General features: G+C 61.5%; 16 protein-coding genes. 5 read left to right on the top strand and 11 right to left on the bottom strand.

The genetic code is table 11. The features are described from left to right. Positions 1-28: 28 nt before the first annotated feature. The 6 genes from AWB69_RS18690 to AWB69_RS18665 form a co-directional block, all read right to left on the bottom strand. Positions 29-1,084 (bottom strand): ABC transporter ATP-binding protein, encoded by a 1,056-nt coding sequence (locus AWB69_RS18690; RefSeq protein WP_062087363.1) that lies wholly within the window; start codon positions 1,082-1,084, stop codon positions 29-31. Beyond that, complete coding sequence (locus AWB69_RS18685; RefSeq protein ID WP_197500272.1) at positions 1,084-1,956, bottom strand: ABC transporter permease; 873 nt, start codon at positions 1,954-1,956, stop codon at positions 1,084-1,086. Before AWB69_RS18685 ends, AWB69_RS18690 begins: the two co-directional genes overlap by 1 nt. Further along, positions 1,953-2,825: an ABC transporter permease gene (locus AWB69_RS18680; RefSeq protein ID WP_062087361.1), complete on the bottom strand. Its 873-nt coding sequence runs from the start codon at positions 2,823-2,825 to the stop codon at positions 1,953-1,955. Before AWB69_RS18680 ends, AWB69_RS18685 begins: the two co-directional genes overlap by 4 nt. A 19-nt stretch (positions 2,826-2,844) precedes the next feature. Next, positions 2,845-3,912, bottom strand: coding sequence for an ABC transporter substrate-binding protein (locus AWB69_RS18675; protein ID WP_082913469.1), 1,068 nt, complete (start codon positions 3,910-3,912; stop codon positions 2,845-2,847). A 141-nt stretch (positions 3,913-4,053) separates the two neighbouring features. Next, on the bottom strand, positions 4,054-4,773 hold the full coding sequence (locus tag AWB69_RS18670) for a GntR family transcriptional regulator (protein ID WP_062087359.1): 720 nt from the start codon (positions 4,771-4,773) through the stop codon (positions 4,054-4,056). A gap of 112 nt (positions 4,774-4,885) precedes the next feature. Further along, entirely contained in the window at positions 4,886-5,902 is a 1,017-nt protein-coding gene (locus tag AWB69_RS18665; RefSeq protein ID WP_062087357.1) for a porin, read from the bottom strand. A gap of 405 nt (positions 5,903-6,307) precedes the next feature. Here AWB69_RS18665 and AWB69_RS18660 point away from each other — a divergent pair, with 405 nt between their 5' ends. Continuing rightward, positions 6,308-7,522 carry a winged helix-turn-helix domain-containing protein gene (locus AWB69_RS18660; RefSeq protein WP_062087355.1) on the top strand — a complete coding sequence of 405 codons (1,215 nt, stop codon included), beginning with the start codon at positions 6,308-6,310 and terminating at the stop codon, positions 7,520-7,522. 23 nt (positions 7,523-7,545) lie between these two features. On the opposite strand, the gene AWB69_RS18655 is transcribed toward AWB69_RS18660, so the two are convergent. Then, a complete protein-coding gene (locus AWB69_RS18655) occupies positions 7,546-8,202 on the bottom strand; it encodes a helix-turn-helix domain-containing protein (protein WP_062087353.1) in 657 nt (218 codons plus the stop codon). 107 nt (positions 8,203-8,309) lie between these two features. Here AWB69_RS18655 and AWB69_RS18650 point away from each other — a divergent pair, with 107 nt between their 5' ends. From AWB69_RS18650 to AWB69_RS18635, 4 genes are read left to right on the top strand one after another with little or no spacing between them, the layout of a single operon-like run. Beyond that, positions 8,310-9,614, top strand: a complete 1,305-nt coding sequence (locus AWB69_RS18650; protein WP_062087350.1) for an MFS transporter — start codon at positions 8,310-8,312, stop codon at positions 9,612-9,614. A gap of 44 nt (positions 9,615-9,658) precedes the next feature. Beyond that, on the top strand, positions 9,659-11,194 hold the full coding sequence (locus AWB69_RS18645; RefSeq protein WP_062087348.1) for an amidase: 1,536 nt from the start codon (positions 9,659-9,661) through the stop codon (positions 11,192-11,194). A 3-nt stretch (positions 11,195-11,197) separates the two neighbouring features. Further along, the gene (locus AWB69_RS18640) at positions 11,198-11,551 is read left to right on the top strand and encodes a RidA family protein (protein WP_062087346.1); all 354 of its coding nucleotides are present in this window, start codon (positions 11,198-11,200) and stop codon (positions 11,549-11,551) included. An 18-nt stretch (positions 11,552-11,569) separates the two neighbouring features. Continuing rightward, entirely contained in the window at positions 11,570-12,802 is a 1,233-nt protein-coding gene (locus AWB69_RS18635) for an NAD(P)/FAD-dependent oxidoreductase (RefSeq protein WP_062087344.1), read from the top strand. Between the two features lie 52 nt (positions 12,803-12,854). On the opposite strand, the gene AWB69_RS18630 is transcribed toward AWB69_RS18635, so the two are convergent. The 4 genes from AWB69_RS18630 to AWB69_RS18615 form a co-directional block, all read right to left on the bottom strand. Further along, positions 12,855-13,742 (bottom strand): LysR family transcriptional regulator, encoded by an 888-nt coding sequence (locus tag AWB69_RS18630; RefSeq protein WP_062087410.1) that lies wholly within the window; start codon positions 13,740-13,742, stop codon positions 12,855-12,857. A 164-nt stretch (positions 13,743-13,906) separates the two neighbouring features. Further along, positions 13,907-14,704, bottom strand: a complete 798-nt coding sequence (locus AWB69_RS18625) for an HpcH/HpaI aldolase/citrate lyase family protein (protein ID WP_062087342.1) — start codon at positions 14,702-14,704, stop codon at positions 13,907-13,909. Then, positions 14,701-16,080 carry an MmgE/PrpD family protein gene (locus AWB69_RS18620; RefSeq protein ID WP_062087340.1) on the bottom strand — a complete coding sequence of 460 codons (1,380 nt, stop codon included), beginning with the start codon at positions 16,078-16,080 and terminating at the stop codon, positions 14,701-14,703. Before AWB69_RS18620 ends, AWB69_RS18625 begins: the two co-directional genes overlap by 4 nt. 17 nt (positions 16,081-16,097) lie before the next feature. Beyond that, complete coding sequence (locus AWB69_RS18615) at positions 16,098-17,276, bottom strand: CaiB/BaiF CoA transferase family protein (RefSeq protein WP_062087338.1); 1,179 nt, start codon at positions 17,274-17,276, stop codon at positions 16,098-16,100. Between the last annotated feature and the right edge of the window lie 3 nt (positions 17,277-17,279).

Below are 17,279 nucleotides of genomic sequence, written 5' to 3'. Positions count from 1 at the left end.
CTCGAGGAATCCGCGTCTCGACAGCGACCTAATGAACCAGGATCGTACTGTCGGGCGACCAGCTCAACGTCACTTGCGAGCCGACTGGAATCAGGTCGTCGCCGGAGTTTTGCACATGGACCTTGAGCCGCTTCCCGCACCAGTCGAGCATATAGGTAGTGTTGACACCCGCAAAGACGTGATGCGCAACCTGCGCAGTGAGCCGGTTATGCGCACTCGGAACGGCTTCGCCGGTTGCACGCTGAAGCGCGATTTTCTCCGGACGAACCGCGCACTTCGTCTGGTTCGATACCGCTGAGCGCACCCCGAAACGGATCAGGCTGCCATCGTCAACGCGCATGCCGCCGGTCTCCAGGCGTCCGTTGAGAATGTTTGCATCGCCGAGAAAAGTGGCGGCGAACTCACTGGCCGGCTGATCGTAGAGTTCGCGTGCGGTCCCTTCCTGGATCAGCCGGCCATCGCGCAGGATACCTACACGATCACTCAACGTAAGCGCTTCTTCCTGATCGTGCGTGACGAATACCGTTGTGATCGCGACATCGCGCTGGATGCGGCGCAATTCGACCTGCATGTCCACCCGCAACGACTTGTCCAGCGCGCTCAGCGGCTCGTCGAGCAGTAACACGCGAGGACGCGTCACAATAGCGCGGGCCAACGCGACCCGCTGGCGCTGCCCACCCGATAATTGATTGATCCGGCGCCCGTGCAGACTGCCGAGTTGCACGAGGTCCAGCACCTCGCCCACGCGCCGCTTGATCTCGCTCTTGTCGACATGCCGTACGGAGAGCCCGAATGCGACGTTGTCGGCAACATTCATGTTCGGAAACAGCGCGTAGTTCTGGAACACCATGCCAATTTCCCGCCGCTCCACAGGCAAGCGCTCGACCGGCTGATCGTCGATGCGTATCTGCCCGCTATCCGGAAACACAAAGCCGGCAATCATGCGCAGCAGCGTCGTCTTGCCGCTGCCGGACGGGCCGAGCAACCCATAGAGCCCACCCTCCGCGAAACGGATGGACACGTCGTCCAGTGCGCGTGACTCGCCGTACTGCTTGGATACCTTGATTACGTTGACTTCGGCCATTATTGCTCTCCACCAAATCGGTACAGCCGTGACACGATCAACATCGTGCCCATCGACACGACAATGATGATGGTTGAAATTGCGTTGATCTCGGGCGTAAAGCCCTTGCGAATGGCGCTATAGATTTCGACCGGCAGCGTGGTCTCGCCCGGGTCGGACAGGAAGTACGACACCACGAACTGATCGAACGACACGGCGAATGCAAACAAGGCCCCTGCCACCACGCCGGGCGCAATGGCGGGCAAGGTCACGCGCCACGTGATCTGCCAGCCGCTCGCGCCAAGCGAACGGGCGGCGAGCTCCAGCTCAGGTGAGAACGTACGCAAGCGCGCGCCGACCACGATGATCACGTAGGGCAACGCGAGCGCCACGTGCCCCAGCAGGATGGCGTGCAAGCCGCGCCCAATACCAATCGCAAAGAAGAAGATCAGCATGGCCGTGCCTGTGATCAGCCACGGGATCGCCATTGGCGGAAACAGCATGGCCTGCAGGAAACGCTTGCCAGCGAAGTCGTATCGAAAGAACGCCAGCGACGCCATCACGCCAAGAATGGTGGACAACAGCGTGGTCCACAGCGCGATCTCGATGCTCCTGAAGGCAGCAGCCTTCAGCACGCCGTCCTCGGCGAGCGCCTGATACCAGTGCGTGGTGAAATGAAACGGCAGTTCGTAGAGCGGCGAAGCGTTAGCCGACATCAGCGCCATGACCAGGATCGGCAAATACAGAAAGCCGATCATGACGACCACGTATCCGTAACCGATCGCGCCGAGGGCTGCGCCTATGCTCCAGGTCCTTCGGCGCGGCGTATGCGGCACATTGGAGAGCGGCTGCGAGTCGAGCTCGAGTGACCCTATGGTGTTGTCCTGTTTCAATTGTCCTTCCTCCGCGAGAGTCGCATGCCGGCGAACAGGATGGCCAGCACGAGGGCCAGCAGCGTGAACGACAGCGCGGCGCCGAGCGGCCAGTTGAATACGGCGACGAACTGGTCCTCGATAACCGTGCCAATGAACGTGCCCTTGCGCCCGCCAAGCAACCTGGGCTCCATGAATGCCCCCACTACCGGTACGAAGGTCAGCACGGCGCCCGCCAGCATGCCGGGCATGGCCAGCGGCAGGATCAACCGGAGCAGGATGGTCAGGCGCCCTGCACCCATTGAACGGGCCGCTTCAATCAGCGAGTCGTCAATAGCCTGCAAGCTCAGATAAGCGGTCAACACCGAATAAGGCAGGTAGGAATGCACCAGTCCGATCACGATTGCCGGATAGGAGAACATCAGGTCAGTGTTGACTGTCCACGGCCACAGATGATTAAGCACCCAGTCCACTACTCCGCCACTGCGCAGCACCATGTTCCAGGAAAATATCCGCACCAGCCCGTTGCTCCAGAACGGCAGGATGATCAGCAGGAACAGCGCTTCACGCGTGCGTCCGCGTATTACCTTCGCAAGCATGTAGGCGCACGGGAAACCCAGCACCGTGCAGATCAGCGTGACCTGGGCGCTGAGTCCCAGCGAACGCACCATCAGCTTCCGATACAGGGGTTCATCGAAGAACGTCAGGTAGTTCTGGAACGTCAGCGACCAGTTGCCGCCGCTCGTCGGCACGTCGGACATGAAGCTGTAGAACAGCATGACCGACAGAGGCAGGAACACCGCAAGCAGGAGCCACACGTAGGCGGGCCCGGCCAGCGTCATGGCGCGGACCAGCGGTCTGCCTTGCGGCGAACTGAGGGCAAATTTCATGGCACTTCCTTGAACGTCGTCAGTCGGCCTGGGCCTTGATTTCCTGCCATAACTGCAGGTAGGCCTTGCGCTTGTCGTCGGTGATCGGCTCCTGGAACTGGATCCGCGATTGGACCGACGGGTTCGCCAGCACCGCGCGGTTGAACGCATTCGCCGGCAACGCTGCAACCGCCTTGACGTTCGCCGAGACCGGCGCGCCAACGCGAGAATCCCACTGCGTGTAGAACCCCGGATCGATCATGTAGTTGATGAAGGCCTTCGCCCCCGCGACGTTATGCGCGCCCTTCGGAATCGACAGCGAATCCAGCCAGCCGATTGCGCCCTCCTTCGGGATCACGAAGGTGACCGGGAGGTTGAACTTGTTGCGTGCGCGTGCGGCCGATCCGCTCCAATACGTGGAGATATAAAACACCCCCGACGCCACATACTGGTTCCAGTCGTTCTCTGAACTCCAGAACGTTTTCAGTTGGCCGGTCAGCGCCTTGAGCTTGTCCTTGACGGCATCGAGATTCTTGATGTCGTTGATGTTCTGGCCCGTGGCGAGAGCCGCGAACTGGACCGCTTCAATAGCGTCGTCGCGGATGCCGACATGGCCTTTGTACGCCGGGTCCCACAGCGCCTGGATGGTGTCTGGCGCCGGATGGACCTTGGTGTCGTTGACCGCGAACGACGTCACGCCCCACACCCACGGAATGCCGTAGCTCTGGCCGCCAATCTCGAGCAAATGCGAGTGGCGCATCTTGGGGTTCAGGTCCGCGACGTTCGGCATCCCGCTCACATCAATAGGCTGCAGCAGGTTCTGTTCGCGTGCTTGCTGGTTGAACGCGCTATTGACCATCACCACGTCGTACGCGCCTGGATTGGTGCGCAACTTGGTGAGCATCTCCTGCTCGGAGTTGAAGAAGTCGTTGACCACGTGATACCCGGTCTTCGCTTCGAACTCCTTGAGCGCCCAAGGCTCGTCCGTGCCATACCCCTTCCAGTTCAGCACGTGAACATCTTCGGCGTGCGCGGCGAACGAAGCCAGGGCGGCCGTTGCCATCACGCACGTCAGTGCCCGTTTCAATACTTTATCGATCAATGCCATTTCATGGACTCCCGGCAATCAGGTTGAACTCAAGCAGCACAGGCTGCGGCAGTAGCTAGTTAATACAACTTAGTGAATCATCAAGCGCAGTGACCATTCCAATCCGGGTACCACTGCCCCGCTCGCCCGCCCCAGGTATTTTCAAAACTCCAGGTGCAATCCAAAATAGGCGGGGTCGAGCAGACTGACGACGTATTCGACCGGGTTGCCGTTCTTGTCACGCGTGAGACGACGGGTCCGCAGGAACGACGTGCCCGGCGGGTGCTTCAGGATGTCGGCGTTGGCTTGTTCGAGCCCGATCACCTCCGCCCATTCCTCGCCGTGATCCGCGGCCATTCCGTATTCGATCAAGGTCTGGTTCAGCGAACCGCCAATCAGCCCTTGCAACGGCAGGTCCGCCAGCCGGTCGGAGAACGGAATCCGGCTGAGTTCGAGCGAGATCGGCCGTTCCGAGTCCGCCAACACCCGCAGCCGGTCCACTGCGATAAATGCAGGCTGGTCCAGCGCGAGTTCAGCAGCGAGCTTTTCATCCTGGATCACCCTGATTTGCAGCAACCGGGTTTGCGCACCGCCGTCCGCCGTTTCGAGCGCCTTGGACCAGCCCAGCGCACTATCCAGCGTCTGGCCGTTGTAGGTGACAAACGAACCCACGCCGACCTTGCGGGTAATCAGGCCCGTGTTCATCAGTTCTTCGAGACCCTTGCGAACAGTGTTTCGGCTGACCGAAAACCGCTGCACCAATTCACTTTCGCTTTCCAGCAGAACGCCGTACGGCAGGCGCCCGGTCAAGATCTCATCCTGGATCGCCGCAGCGACCATTTCCGCTTTCGACGCGCCCACATTGTTCAAACGTTTTTTCATTGCAGCGCCCCGATCGTGGTGACCTTTCCGTCCTGAACGCAGGGAGAAAGAAAGTGATTCCTAGGCGGACATGTATGAACATGTTTGTCGCACGCGACACCGAAAATGAACGCTAGAATTTATGGAACATGCCAATCGAGATGCCGTGCGGATTCGCGCCGGGATAGGCCAGCGGCAAGCCTGGATTCGCCGATCCGGCCAGCGTATAAGACGCCTGGTTGTGATTGGTCAAATATGAAACCGTGCCATATACGCTGGTATTTTTAGAGAGATCATACTGAGCCATTGCGGCAATCTGATTCGCGTTATTGGCCGCAGGGGTTTTATCATGCAAAGCGGTATAACCTAATGCGACGAATACTGTAGGCGTGAATTGATATTTACCGGAAACGCCATAAACGTTGACATTCAGGTTAATGTCCGTCCATCTGCTGGCGGCATAGCCGGCATAAATCGTGGCCTTCTGGATGGTGTAGGAGGCGCCTGCCTCAACGGCGGTATCGGTCGAGGAATTAGAGGCATTCTTCACGGCCTGCCACGCCACGGCAGCGGCGATCGGGCCGCTGTTGTACTGGAGGTCGGCCTGATAGCTCGAACCCGCCGAGCGCAGTCCGCCCGCATCGCCAAAACCGGCGTATACACCCGCCTGCAAGCCTCCTATGACGGGCGATTGGTACGACACGGTATTACTCGTGCGCACAACGTAGGTCATCAGGTTGCTGAACCCGGATGCCTGGGTCGCTGCGCCGAATGCGTCCAGATAACCCTGATCGTAAAAGACGGGCGAGTTTTGGCGGCCCAGTCTCACTTCACCCCAATTACCCGACATTCCCACCCACGCCTGCCGGTTGAACATCTGGCCCGTGGAAGCAAATGTGCCGTCGTTCGGATTAAAACCGTTCTCGAGCTGAAAATTGACCTTGTTGCCGCCGCCAATATCTTCAGAGCCCTTTAATCCAAAACGACTGGCCCATTCGGAACTCGATCCGATGGCTGCAGTGTAATGATTCCCCGTGTTAACGTACTGAAAGAACTCATCCACAATACCGTAAAGCGTCACGCCAGAATCCGCATGAGCATAACTACACGACAACAACGCCGCACATGCAGCGTATCGACCCAACTTCATATACCCCCCGGTAGTAAAAATAGCGGACGTGCTACGGCAGTGAACAAGTGGACCTACTTATCCGTCTAAAAAGTACATGTATGAACAGGATCAAAATGTAGGTTGCCATTTTTTCGCAGTCAAGCGATTTGCATGTAGGGGAAAATGCTTAGATGACGGCGACGGCAGGGATGCGTATGAGGGGCCGGGCCGCGATCGGTCGTAGCGAGTCAGGCATGACTGCCCTCCTCCTCGCGCGGATCTCTGGCGTCGCGCCGGGCGCCCGCGCAGCAATTCGAGGCTTGAAGGTCGGCTCGCACATCGGCGTGGTCCAGGAGTCCGCCGAAGGCGATTCGCCGCCGAGCGATCAAACCGGTCCTCTGGTAACGTATCCGACCTACGCGCCTCTGCCCATGAGCCCACCGCATGAAGACAATTCCGCTGTCGGCCGCCCGTACCCTGCATCTGATGGCCCAAGGCCTGCTTGCGCCGCCTCGCCGCAAGGCGACAAAAGCGGACGTGCTTGGCGCAATCCGTCGCATGGCGCAGTTGCAGATCGACACCATTCACGTAGTCGCACGCAGTCCTTACCTTGTGTTATTCAGCCGTCTTGGCGACTATCAGCCGCAATGGCTCGACGAGCATCTGGCCGAGGGTTCCCTGTTCGAGTACTGGTCGCACGAAGCCTGCCTTGTGCCAATAGAAGACTACGGATTGTTGCGCCATCGAATGCTTGATCCCGCCGGAATGGGCTGGAAATACGCGGCGGACTGGCATGCGAAACATCGCGACGACATCGAGCGCCTGCTCGAACGCATTCGGGCGACCGGTCCGATTCGCTCGGCGGACTTCGCTCGCGAAGGCGGCAACGGCAGCGGCTGGTGGGATTGGAAACCCGAGAAACGTCACCTGGAAGTGCTGTTCGCGACCGGCGAACTGATGGTCGCGGAACGGCGCAATTTTCATCGGATCTACGATGTGACCGAGCGCGTGCTGCCGGACTGGAATGACGCGCGGGACCTGCCGCCCGCCGAAGCGGTCCCGCAGGAACTGCTCAGGCGCGCTTGCCGCGCGCTCGGCATCGTCCGTGCCGACTGGGTCGCCGACTATTACCGCATGCGGCGCCGTCCCTACACCTCAGCGTTACATGAACTGGCCGATGCCGGTGAGCTGATACCCGTGCGAGTTAATGACTGGAAGGCCGACGCCTTCGTGCATCGCGATCTGGCGGACAAACTGGACGATGCGGCGGCGGGCAGTCTGGCTTCCACGGTGACCACGGTGCTGTCGCCGTTCGATCCGGTTGTATGGGACCGCAAGCGTGCCAGCACGTTGTTCGGGTTCGACTACGCGATTGAGTGTTATACGCCGGCCGCGAAACGCAAGTACGGTTACTTCGTACTCCCCATCTTGCATCGCGGACGCCTGATTGGACGGGTCGATGCAAAAGCGCACCGTACGCAGGGTATTTTCGAACTCAAGTCGCTGCATATCGAACCGGGCGTGCGGGTGGGAACGGGCTTGACGGCCGACCTGCGCCGCGCGTTGCAGCGTTGTGCGGACTGGCATAAAACGCCGCAGCTAGCGGCCGGTGCGGGCGTTCCCGCAACGCTTGCCGCAGCCCTGACCGGCGAGTCCTGAACGGTGCAAGTACCGGTTGAAAGCTAGATCGCGTCCACCGGACGGCTCGCGTCGGCATCGACACAACATACCAGCACTTCCGCGTCATCCTTGCTGGTGGTCACATACACGTGGCCGACGGCGCTATCGAAATAAAGACTGTCGCCGGGTTCAAGCCTGAACACCTTGCCATCTTCGAAACGCAACTCCAGCGAGCCGCCAAGCAGGAACACGAATTCCTCGCCCGCGTGCCGGATGTACTCGGGAAAGTCCGATACATCCCTCGCACGGATATGTGCGCGCATTGGCACCATGCGTTTGCCGGTCAGGTCGTTCGCAAGCATGCCGTACTCGTAGTTCGGCGTGTCGTAGATCACCTGCTCGCCCGACGCCGTGAAAGAAGGTCTCATTGGCCGTGCGGCCGTGCTGGCCGACAGCCGCGTGCGCCCGAAGATTGCGTCGAACTCAAGCTGCAGGGAATGCGCGAGCGCGGCGAACTTGTCGTAGGTCAGCGCAATATCCCCGCGCTCGGCTTTCGAAATAGTCGATACGGCAATCCCCGATCGCTCCGATAACTCCATCAGCGTCAACCCCCTCGCCTTGCGAGCTTCACGAATGCGTGCGCCCACGGTCTTGTGATCGAGGGCCGGCGGCGCATCGCGTTTCACCGTTTTTGCCGTTGCAACCACCGCTTTCGCCATCGCTTTGCCTTTACACCTGGGGTCGAGAATTTGTCGGATACGAGAATTTTATTTTTTCTCGTATATGATAACTCACGTCGATTCCCTCATTTTGAAGGACGCTGATCGTGTCATCACTTGCACTGGGCAAGGCCGGTTTGTCGAAGACGCACGTCATTGCCGCGACGACGGTGGGCACGGCGCTCGAGTTCTACGACTTCACCATCTACAGCTTTTTCGCGATCCAGATCGGCCAGCTTTTCTTCCCGGGCGCGTCGCCGGTGAACCAGTTCCTGTTGTCGATAGGCGTGTTCGGCGTCGGTTTTGTCGTGCGTCCGCTGGGCGGGATCGTGATTGGCGCCTATGCGGATCGCGTGGGCCGCAAGAAGGCGATGGTCCTGACGATCATGATGATGGCGCTGAGTTGCGCGATGATTGCCTGCGCCCCGCCCTACGCGGTCGCGGGCATGGCGGCGCCGCTGATCGTGCTGGCCGCGCGGCTGCTCCAGGGCTTTGCGGCAGGCGGTGAGTTCGGGCCGGGCACGACCCTGCTGGTCGAATATGCAACCGACCAGACCCGCGCTTTCTTCGCGAGCTGGAACTTTGCGGCAACGGCGCTGGGTCTTGCACTCGGCGCGCTGGTCGCCACCCTCGTGAACGCCGCGTTGCCGAAGCAGGCGGTGCTCGAATGGGGCTGGCGCCTGCCGTTCCTGCTCGGGATCATCGCGGCGCCTGCCGGCATGCTGATACGCCGGCGCCTGGAGGAAACGCTGGTGAATAGCACAACCCGCGCGACCCACGCACCCGGTGCGCCCCGCCCTCAAGGCGCGTTGAAAGCGGCGCTGACCACGCACCTGAAGCTGACCATACTAGGCACCTTCGCCGAACTCGGAGGCTCCGTGTCGGTGTACGTCACGGCGTTTTTCCTGCCGAGCCATGCGGTTCGCGCGTTGCATCTTTCGCCTACCGCCGCGGTGACATCCGGCGTCGTCAGCTCGCTTGTCCTGTTCGTGTCGGCGCCGCTGACCGGCAAGCTCGCCGACCACTTCACCCGCAAGCGCGTACTCGTGATCTCTCGTGTCATCATGTTGCTGGCCGTCTATCCGGCGTTTGCATTCCTCGGCAACCACCCTTCGATGACCGCGCTATGCATTGTGTCGGGACTGCTCGCGGTGTTCGTCGCCGGCCAGATCGTGCCGGTCCTCGTGATGATCCCGGAGCTGTTTCCGAAGCATGTCAGGGCGACCGGCATTGCGTTGACCTATGTGGTGAGCGCATCGTTTTTCGGTGGTTTCTCGCCGTTCATCGCAACCTGGCTGGTGGCGAAAACCGGCAATCCGCTCGCGCCGGCATGGTACGTCGCCGCGGCGTGCGCGATCTCGCTCGTGCCGATAATCTGGCTGAAGGACCGCACCGGCGAATCGCTTGCATGAACCTGCGGGCACACGTAGAACACGTTTAAGGAGACTTCAACGTCATGAGTCACAACACTGAACTGATCAGCCGATCTGCCGTTGAACTGCGCCGCATGATCGGCTCCAAAGAGATCTCCCCGGTCGAGTTGCTCGATGCCTGTATCGAACGGATCGAGGCGATCAACCCGGCGGTGAATGCGGTCACGGCCACGTGTTATCCCGAAGCGCGCATTGCGGCTAAAAGCGCCGAGCGCCAGGTCTTGAACGGAGAACCGCTCGGCTTGCTGCATGGCTTGCCGCTCGGCGTGAAGGACCTGGAAGACACAGCAGGCCTTCTGACCACCTACGGCTCGCCGATGTCCCGCGGCAACGTTCCGTCCCGTGATGTCCTGCTGGTCGAACGCCTGCGAGCAGCGGGTGCGATCCTCGTCGCGAAGACCAACGTTCCGGAACTCGGCGCGGGTGCGAACACGCGTAACCCGGTCTGGGGTGCGACCGGCAACCCCTTCAATCCCGAGTTGAATGCAGGCGGTTCATCGGGTGGCGCGGCGGCGGCGCTGGCCTGCGACATGCTGCCGGTCTGCACCGGCTCGGATACCGGCGGATCGCTTCGCATACCCGCGTCGAAATGCGGCGTGGTCGGATTCCGGCCGTCGCCCGGACTCGTGCCGAACTCACGCAAGTTGCTGGGCTGGACGCCCATATCTGTTGTTGGCCCCATGGGCAGGACCGTTGCCGAAGCCTGCCTGCAACTCGCTGCGACCGCCGGCATTTCCGCGACTGATCCGCTTGGCTACGAGTCCGACCCACCGAGTTTTGCCACACCGCAAACACTCGACCTGAGCACATTGCGCATTGGCTGGACGGAAGATTTCGACAGTTGCGACGTCGATGAAAACATCCGCCGGATCTTTCGCGAGCGCATGGCGGCGCTCAAGCCGATGGTCCATACCTGCGAGCCAGTGAGCTTCGATCTCGGCGATGTCCACCGCTGCTTCGACGTGATCCGCGCGGAGAGTTTCGTCGCTGGCCTGCGCGACGCGTATGCTCGCGACCCGAACACGCTCGGACCCAACACGCGGGCAAACTACGAACTGGGCGCAAGCATGACGCTTGCCGACAGCGCCTGGGCGCAAGCCGAACAGACGCGCATATTCAAGCGCTTCCAGTCCGCCTTCGCCGGCTACGACGTGATCCTCTCGCCCACTACGCCGGTCTCGCCGTTCCCGTGGCAGGAGTTGTATGCCGCGCAGATTGGCGGGCGGGCGCAGGAGAATTATTATCGATGGCTGGCGCTCACCTACGTGGTCACGCTGACCACGCACCCGGCGATCTCGATACCATGCGGCGTTGATCATGCGGACATGCCCTTCGGGCTGCAGATCGTCGGGCCGTTTCATGGCGATCACAAGACGCTCGCAGTTGCTCATGCGCTGGAGCAGGCCTTCGAAAACTTGCCGGTCCTGCGTCGTCCGCGGCCCGATTTATCGAAGCTGGCGCTGCCGACGGTATCGCTGAAATCGATCGTCACTGCGCCGCCCATTTTCAATACCGCCGGTGAAAGCACGATCGGCACAACCGGCACATCGACCGTCTAAACCATGACAAACGAAATCAAACGTCTTCAAACCAACGCACGGATAAGCCAGGTGGTGATCGCGAATGGTTATGTCCATCTTGCGGGCCAGGTTCCGGACAATGCCAACGAGTCGATCACTGAACAGGCCAGCAACATCCTCGGACGGATCGACACCTTGCTCGCGTCCGCCGGCATCGACAAGACCCGCCTGATCACGGCGAACATCTGGCTGAGCGACCCGAAGCACTTCGCCGAATTCAACGCCGTGTGGGACGCGTGGATTCCCGAGGGCCACGCCCCCACGCGCGCCTGCGTCCAGGCACTCCTGATGAAGCCCGGCTGCGACGTCGAAGTCGCCGTGACCGCACTCGCCTGAACCGTTGAGGAACCCCACATGAAATTCGACACCGTCGTGCTCGGCGGCGGCATAGTAGGTGTATCCATTGCGGTGCATCTGCAAAAACGCGGCCGCTCGGTCGCGCTCGTGGACTGCAAGGCTCCGGGCAACGAGACTTCGTTTGGCAACGCGGGACTGATCCAGCGCGAAGGGGTTTATCCGTACGCGTTTCCGCGCGCGTTGAGCGCTCTGCTGAAGTATTCCCGCAACACCGCGCTCGACGTCCGCTATCACCCCAACGCCATGCTGAAGCTCGCGCCGTTTCTCTGGCGGTACTGGCGCAACTCGCATCCGTCGCGGCACGCCGTGATCGCGCGCTGGTACGCGACGCTGATCGAGCATTGCGTGACGGAGCACCGGATGCTCGCGGCCGAAGCTGGTGCAAGCGCGTTGCTGCGGCCGAGCGGCTGGATCAAGGTGTTCAGGACGAACGCGAAGCAGGATTCGGAAATGGCCGTCGTGCAGCGTTGGCAGCGCGAGTTTGGCGTGAGCTTCGACGCCCTCGACCCGGCGCGTTTGCGCCAGACCGAACCTGATCTCGACACCTCGTTGAAAGGCGCGCTTCGCTACACCGCGGCCGATTCCGTCACCGACCCGAACGCGCTGGTCACGGCCTATGCGCAGTATTTCGACAGGCTGGGCGGGCGGTTTTTTATCGGCGATGCGACTACACTCAGGGACCACTGGACCGTCAACACGCAAGCGGGTTTGCTGAGCGCGCGCTCCGCGGTGATCGCGATGGGCCCCTGGTCCGGCGATGTCACCAGGCGGCTCGGATACACCCTGCCGCTGGCCGTCAAGCGCGGTTACCACATGCACTATGCGGCGAGGTCGGATGCTCGCCTGAACCATCCGGTACTCGATGTTGAAAACGGTTACCTGATCGCGCCGATGTCACGCGGCATCCGCCTCACCACAGGCGCGGAACTCGCGTTTCGCGATGCACCGAAGACGCCCGTACAACTGGACGCGGTTGAACCGATCGCCCGCGGCTTGTTCCCGCTGGAACAACGCCTCGACGATGAACCCTGGATGGGCCGCCGTCCCTGCACGCCTGACATGATCCCGATCATTGGCGCCGCGCCGAAGCATGACGACCTGTGGTTCGCATTCGGGCACGCACATCACGGGCTGACGCTCGGTGCGATTACAGGGCGGCTCATAGCGGAACTGGTGACGGGCGAAAAACCCCTCGTCGATTTGCACCCCTTCAGGGCCGACCGATTCTGAACGCATCGCTTCAACGCACCCAGGTACGTTTTGTTGCGGCGTCCTTGCCGCGTCAAACCGCGCTCGTCAGCCGGTCCACCAACATCCTTGCGAGCGGCGGCAGGTCCTTCATGCTGCGTACGCAGATCTTGAGCTTGCGTTCGGCCCATGGGTCGTTGAGGCGGATCATGCGGATATTCAAGGCCTTGCCGTGGCGTTTCGCCACCGACTCCGGAACAATGCCGATGCCAACACCCTGTTCGATCATCCGGCATGCCGCTTCAAAATTGCCTACCTGGATGCGCAGTTTCAAACGCGCGCCCAGTGCATCGGCGGCGGTGACAATAAACGCATGGATCGCGCTGGTCGTTGGCAGTCCGACGAAGTTATCGTTAAGCGTACGAGCAAAGTCGACCGACTCCTCTGCCGCCAGCGGATGATCCAGCGACGTCACCAGCACGAGCCGGTCATCGCGATACGGCAACATCTCCAGGTGATCGGCGTGCACATTGCCCGCCACAATGCCGATGTCCGTCGCGCTCTCCGCCACGCCCTTGACGATCTCGCCGCTCAGTACTTCGCGCAAGTCGATATTGATGTCCGGGTGATCGCGCAGGAAAGCGCTCAGCACCGAAGGCAGGAATTCGCTGATCGCGGTGGTGTTGGCCCAGATCCGCACATGCCCCTTGATGCCCTCGCCATACTCCTGCATGTCGCCCGCCAGATGCTCCACGCGCTCCTGCACGAGGCGCGCATGATGCACGAACGCCTCGCCGGCCGGTGTCAGCGTCATGCCCTGGCTGGTGCGGTACAGCAGCTTGAAACCCAGTTGCTCTTCAAGGTTCTTGATGCGGTTGCTCGCAGCGGGCGGGGAGATATGGCAGCGCTCGGCGGCTCTCGCGAGGTTCCTGGTGTCGGCCAGATTGACAATGAGCGTCAGATCGACGAAATCGAAATGCATGTCGGTGGCAGGTGGGCGTGGGTAGGCGCGGGTGGGCGTGATGGATAGCGGCGCCGAAAATGCAAAAGCGACGCGAGATTGCAATCTTAACGGACCGTGACGCGCATCTTCAACAATGCTGAATTCCACCGCTAGTCCCCAGTCGTGTGTTTGCCTTGCGCTCCTCAGTGCGCACCGGCAATTCGCCGCGCCTTCAGGATCACCGGCATATCGACCATCTTTCCGTCGACAGCCACCGCCGCACCGCCGCTTGCTTCCACCGCCCGCAGCACGCGTTCGGCCCATGCCCGCTCCGTGGCAGTCCACGCATAAGCGCGATGCACGGCGTCGACCTGCTTCGGATGAATGCAGAGCTTCGCGCCGAAACCGAAACGACGGCCGCGCCGTGCTTCGGACTCGATGGCGACAGGATCGTCCAGCACGGTCGAGACACCATCGACGGGCGTGGTCAAACCGGCCAGCCGCGATGCGAGCACGATCTGCGAGCGGAACATGCCGAGTTCCTCGCCGTCGCCCTCCACGTTCAGGTCGATCTGGAAATCCAGCGTGCCGAACACAATGCGCTGTACACGTGGAGCCTCGCATAGCACCGCAAGACTGGCGAATCCCCGCGCGGTCTCCACGATCGGCAGGATTGTCAGCACCGAGTGCGCATGCGCCAGTACCGCTTCAATGTGCTCGCGCGTTTCAGCCTTCGGCAACACGATGCCCGCCACGCCCGGATGACTCGCGATCGCCGCTACGTCGTTGCCAAACCACTCGGTATCCGCTGCATTGATCCGTACGAACGCGGGTCGGGTTGCGTCCATGTGCGCCAGCACCGAATCGCGGCCGGCGGGTTTCTCTTGCGGCTGGACCGCATCTTCCAGATCGAAGATCACCGCGTCGGCGCCGCTCGCGCGAGCCTTCTCGAAACGCTCGGGACGATTACCCGGCACGAACAGATAAGAACGCTCGCTCATGCCCGCACATCCACTTCGAAGAGCGAGCCGATGCGTGTCTCCGATGCAATGCCCCACGCCGCGTCAAGCAAACGCGACGCGTCTTCATCCGACGCCGCCCCGGAGAAATCGGCCAGCCGGCGAAACTTCATCGCAATCTCCTCACGCGAGAGCGTATTGCCGGGGTCTCCCTTCGGTTCATCAACGCGCCCGGTCAATTCACGGCCATCGCGCGTGTGCACCGTCACCTTGCCGATCCATCGCGCGGGATAGGCGCGGTCCACCTCTTCGTCCAGGACCATCTCCACCTTGCTTCGAAATGCCACGACGGGTGCAGCGGCGTAGCCTTCGTCGAACTCCGTCACACCTGCATAACCGTGATAAGCGACGAGCCCCAGCACCGTACCCATGTTGAACTTGGCCTGATGAACGGTTGTGGGCACGGTCACGGCACCGAGCACGTCGATTGCACCTTGATGCACCCTCGCCGTCACGCGCTCGATGTCTTGCGGTTTCAGTCCATGCTCCGCCATCACCGCGAGCAACGCATCGGCGGCGGGATGCGTATGGCGGCAAGCGGCGTGATACTTGAACGAGGTTTCCGTCAGCGCCCAGCGTTCGCCCAGCCGGTCGGTGAGGCGTGCCGGGTCAGCGTCCGTAGACATGCCTGCCGCCATGCCCTTCTCACCCTCCAGGATGCGCGTGGCGCCCTTGAAACCATCGGCGGCGAGAGCGGCAGCCATGAGGCCGTTGGCAGCCGCCATGGCCGTGTGAAGCTGTTTGGAATCGGCGGCGTCGCGCAAAAACTCCCACAGCCCGCTGGCTTGCGTACCGGCCGAACCAAACGCGTCAAGCATCTGCACCGGGGACAAGCCCAGCATCCGCCCTGCCGTGGCCGCTGCCGCCACGGTCCCGGCCGTACCTGTCGTATGAAAGACCTTGTAGTGGGAACGTCCGAGAAATTCACCGATGCGAATCCCCACCTCGTACCCGGCCACCACGGCCGCGATAAAGTCGCGGCCCGACGCATGCGCCGCCTGCCCCAGCGCCAGCGCGACAGGAAACACGACTGTCGCCGGATGAAAGACGGAGCCGTTGTGCACGTCGTCCTGTTCCACGAAATGCGAGGCGGCCGCGTTCACCATCGCGGCGAAATACGGTGTTGCGTGCGTGCGGTCGATCAACACTTCCGCCTGCCCGTTGCCGTTCGCCGCGCCCGCCATGCTCGCGAACAACGCGATACTTTCGACCGGCCGGGCGCCCTTGCCTCCGAGCGTCGACCCAAGCCAGTCGACATACAGATTCACCGTGCGCTCCACGACGTGCTGCGGAATATCGTCGAAATGAATGGATGCCGCGAAGGTAGCGAGCGTCCGGCTGGGATGATCGGTCGTCATGGTGGTCGCCTGAGGGGTTAGATGGTGCCGGCTTCGCGCAACGCCTGGATCTGCGAGGTTTCGTAGCCGAGTTCGCGCAGGATGGCGTCGGTGTGTTCGCCCAGCGCCGGAACAGGATCCATGCGCGGCTCGAAACCGTTCGGCATGCCCGGCGGCAGCAATGCGGGAATCGGTCCCGCCGAGGTGCCCACCTCGCGCCAACGATCGCGCGACTCGAGTTGCGGATGTGCCCAGACATCGGCCAGCGTATTCATCTGCGCGTTCGCAATGCCCGCTGCGTCGAGCCGCTGCACGACCTCGGCTGCAGTCAGCTTGCTGAACGCAGCAACAATCAACTCGCGCAGGGCATCACGCGATGCCGAGCGCTTGGAGTTCGCGTCGAAGCGCGATTCGGTCGCCAGCGACGGCTGTTCAAGCACGCGCTCGCAAAACACTTTCCATTCACGTTCGTTCTGCAAACCCAGCATGACAGTCTTGCCGTCCCCGGCCAGAAACGGGCCGTACGGATAGATCGTCGCGTGCGACGCGCCGGATAACGCAGGCGGATCTTGATTGCCAATTGCGTAGTACAACGGATAACCCATCCATTCGACCATGCTTTCGAGCATCGACACGTCGATCCGGCAGCCCTTGCCCGTGCGTCCGCGCAAAATCAGCGCACTGAGGATGTTCGAATACGCATACATGCCGGCGGCAATATCGGCGATCGAGCAGCCCGCTTTAGCCGGTTCGCCGGGTGAGCCGGTAATCGACAGGAACCCGGATTCGCTCTGGATCAGCAGGTCATACGCCTTCTTGTCACGGTACGGACCGTCCGCCCCGTAGCCCGAGATGTCGCAGACAATCAGTTTCGGGTATTGCTTGCTCAGCGTGTCATACCCGAGACCGAGCCGGTCCGCGGCGCCCGGTGCAAGGTTCTGCACCAGCACGTCGGCATCGGCCAGGAGCGTACCGAGAATCTTCCCGGCTTCCGGTTGTTTTACATCGAGCGACAGGCTTTCCTTCGAGCGGTTCGTCCACACGAAATGCGACGCGAGCCCTTCCACGCGTTCGTCATAACCGCGTGCGAAATCGCCCGTCCCGGGCCGCTCGATCTTGATCACGCGTGCGCCCAGATCGGCTAGCTGGCGAGTACAGAACGGCGCGGCAATCGCGTGTTCCAGCGTAATGACCTTGATGCCGTCGAGAGGTCTCATGAT

Source organism: Caballeronia udeis (assembly GCF_001544555.2).
GTDB classification, from domain to species: Bacteria; Pseudomonadota; Gammaproteobacteria; order Burkholderiales; family Burkholderiaceae; genus Caballeronia; species Caballeronia udeis.
This window is presented reverse-complemented; position numbering and strand designations above follow the sequence as displayed.

Coding starts and splice junctions, on each gene's coding strand:
- AWB69_RS18690 (WP_062087363.1), bottom strand. CDS start 1,084: ATGGCCGAAGTCAACGTAATCAAGGTATCCAAGCAGTACGGCGAGTCA.
- AWB69_RS18680 (WP_062087361.1), bottom strand. CDS start 2,825: ATGAAATTTGCCCTCAGTTCGCCGCAAGGCAGACCGCTGGTCCGCGCC.
- AWB69_RS18675 (WP_082913469.1), bottom strand. CDS start 3,912: ATGGCATTGATCGATAAAGTATTGAAACGGGCACTGACGTGCGTGATG.
- AWB69_RS18670 (WP_062087359.1), bottom strand. CDS start 4,773: ATGAAAAAACGTTTGAACAATGTGGGCGCGTCGAAAGCGGAAATGGTC.
- AWB69_RS18665 (WP_062087357.1), bottom strand. CDS start 5,902: ATGAAGTTGGGTCGATACGCTGCATGTGCGGCGTTGTTGTCGTGTAGT.
- AWB69_RS18660 (WP_062087355.1), top strand. CDS start 6,308: ATGAAGACAATTCCGCTGTCGGCCGCCCGTACCCTGCATCTGATGGCC.
- AWB69_RS18655 (WP_062087353.1), bottom strand. CDS start 8,202: ATGGCGAAAGCGGTGGTTGCAACGGCAAAAACGGTGAAACGCGATGCG.
- AWB69_RS18645 (WP_062087348.1), top strand. CDS start 9,659: ATGAGTCACAACACTGAACTGATCAGCCGATCTGCCGTTGAACTGCGC.
- AWB69_RS18640 (WP_062087346.1), top strand. CDS start 11,198: ATGACAAACGAAATCAAACGTCTTCAAACCAACGCACGGATAAGCCAG.
- AWB69_RS18635 (WP_062087344.1), top strand. CDS start 11,570: ATGAAATTCGACACCGTCGTGCTCGGCGGCGGCATAGTAGGTGTATCC.
- AWB69_RS18630 (WP_062087410.1), bottom strand. CDS start 13,742: ATGCATTTCGATTTCGTCGATCTGACGCTCATTGTCAATCTGGCCGAC.
- AWB69_RS18625 (WP_062087342.1), bottom strand. CDS start 14,704: ATGAGCGAGCGTTCTTATCTGTTCGTGCCGGGTAATCGTCCCGAGCGT.
- AWB69_RS18620 (WP_062087340.1), bottom strand. CDS start 16,080: ATGACGACCGATCATCCCAGCCGGACGCTCGCTACCTTCGCGGCATCC.
- AWB69_RS18615 (WP_062087338.1), bottom strand. CDS start 17,276: ATGAGACCTCTCGACGGCATCAAGGTCATTACGCTGGAACACGCGATT.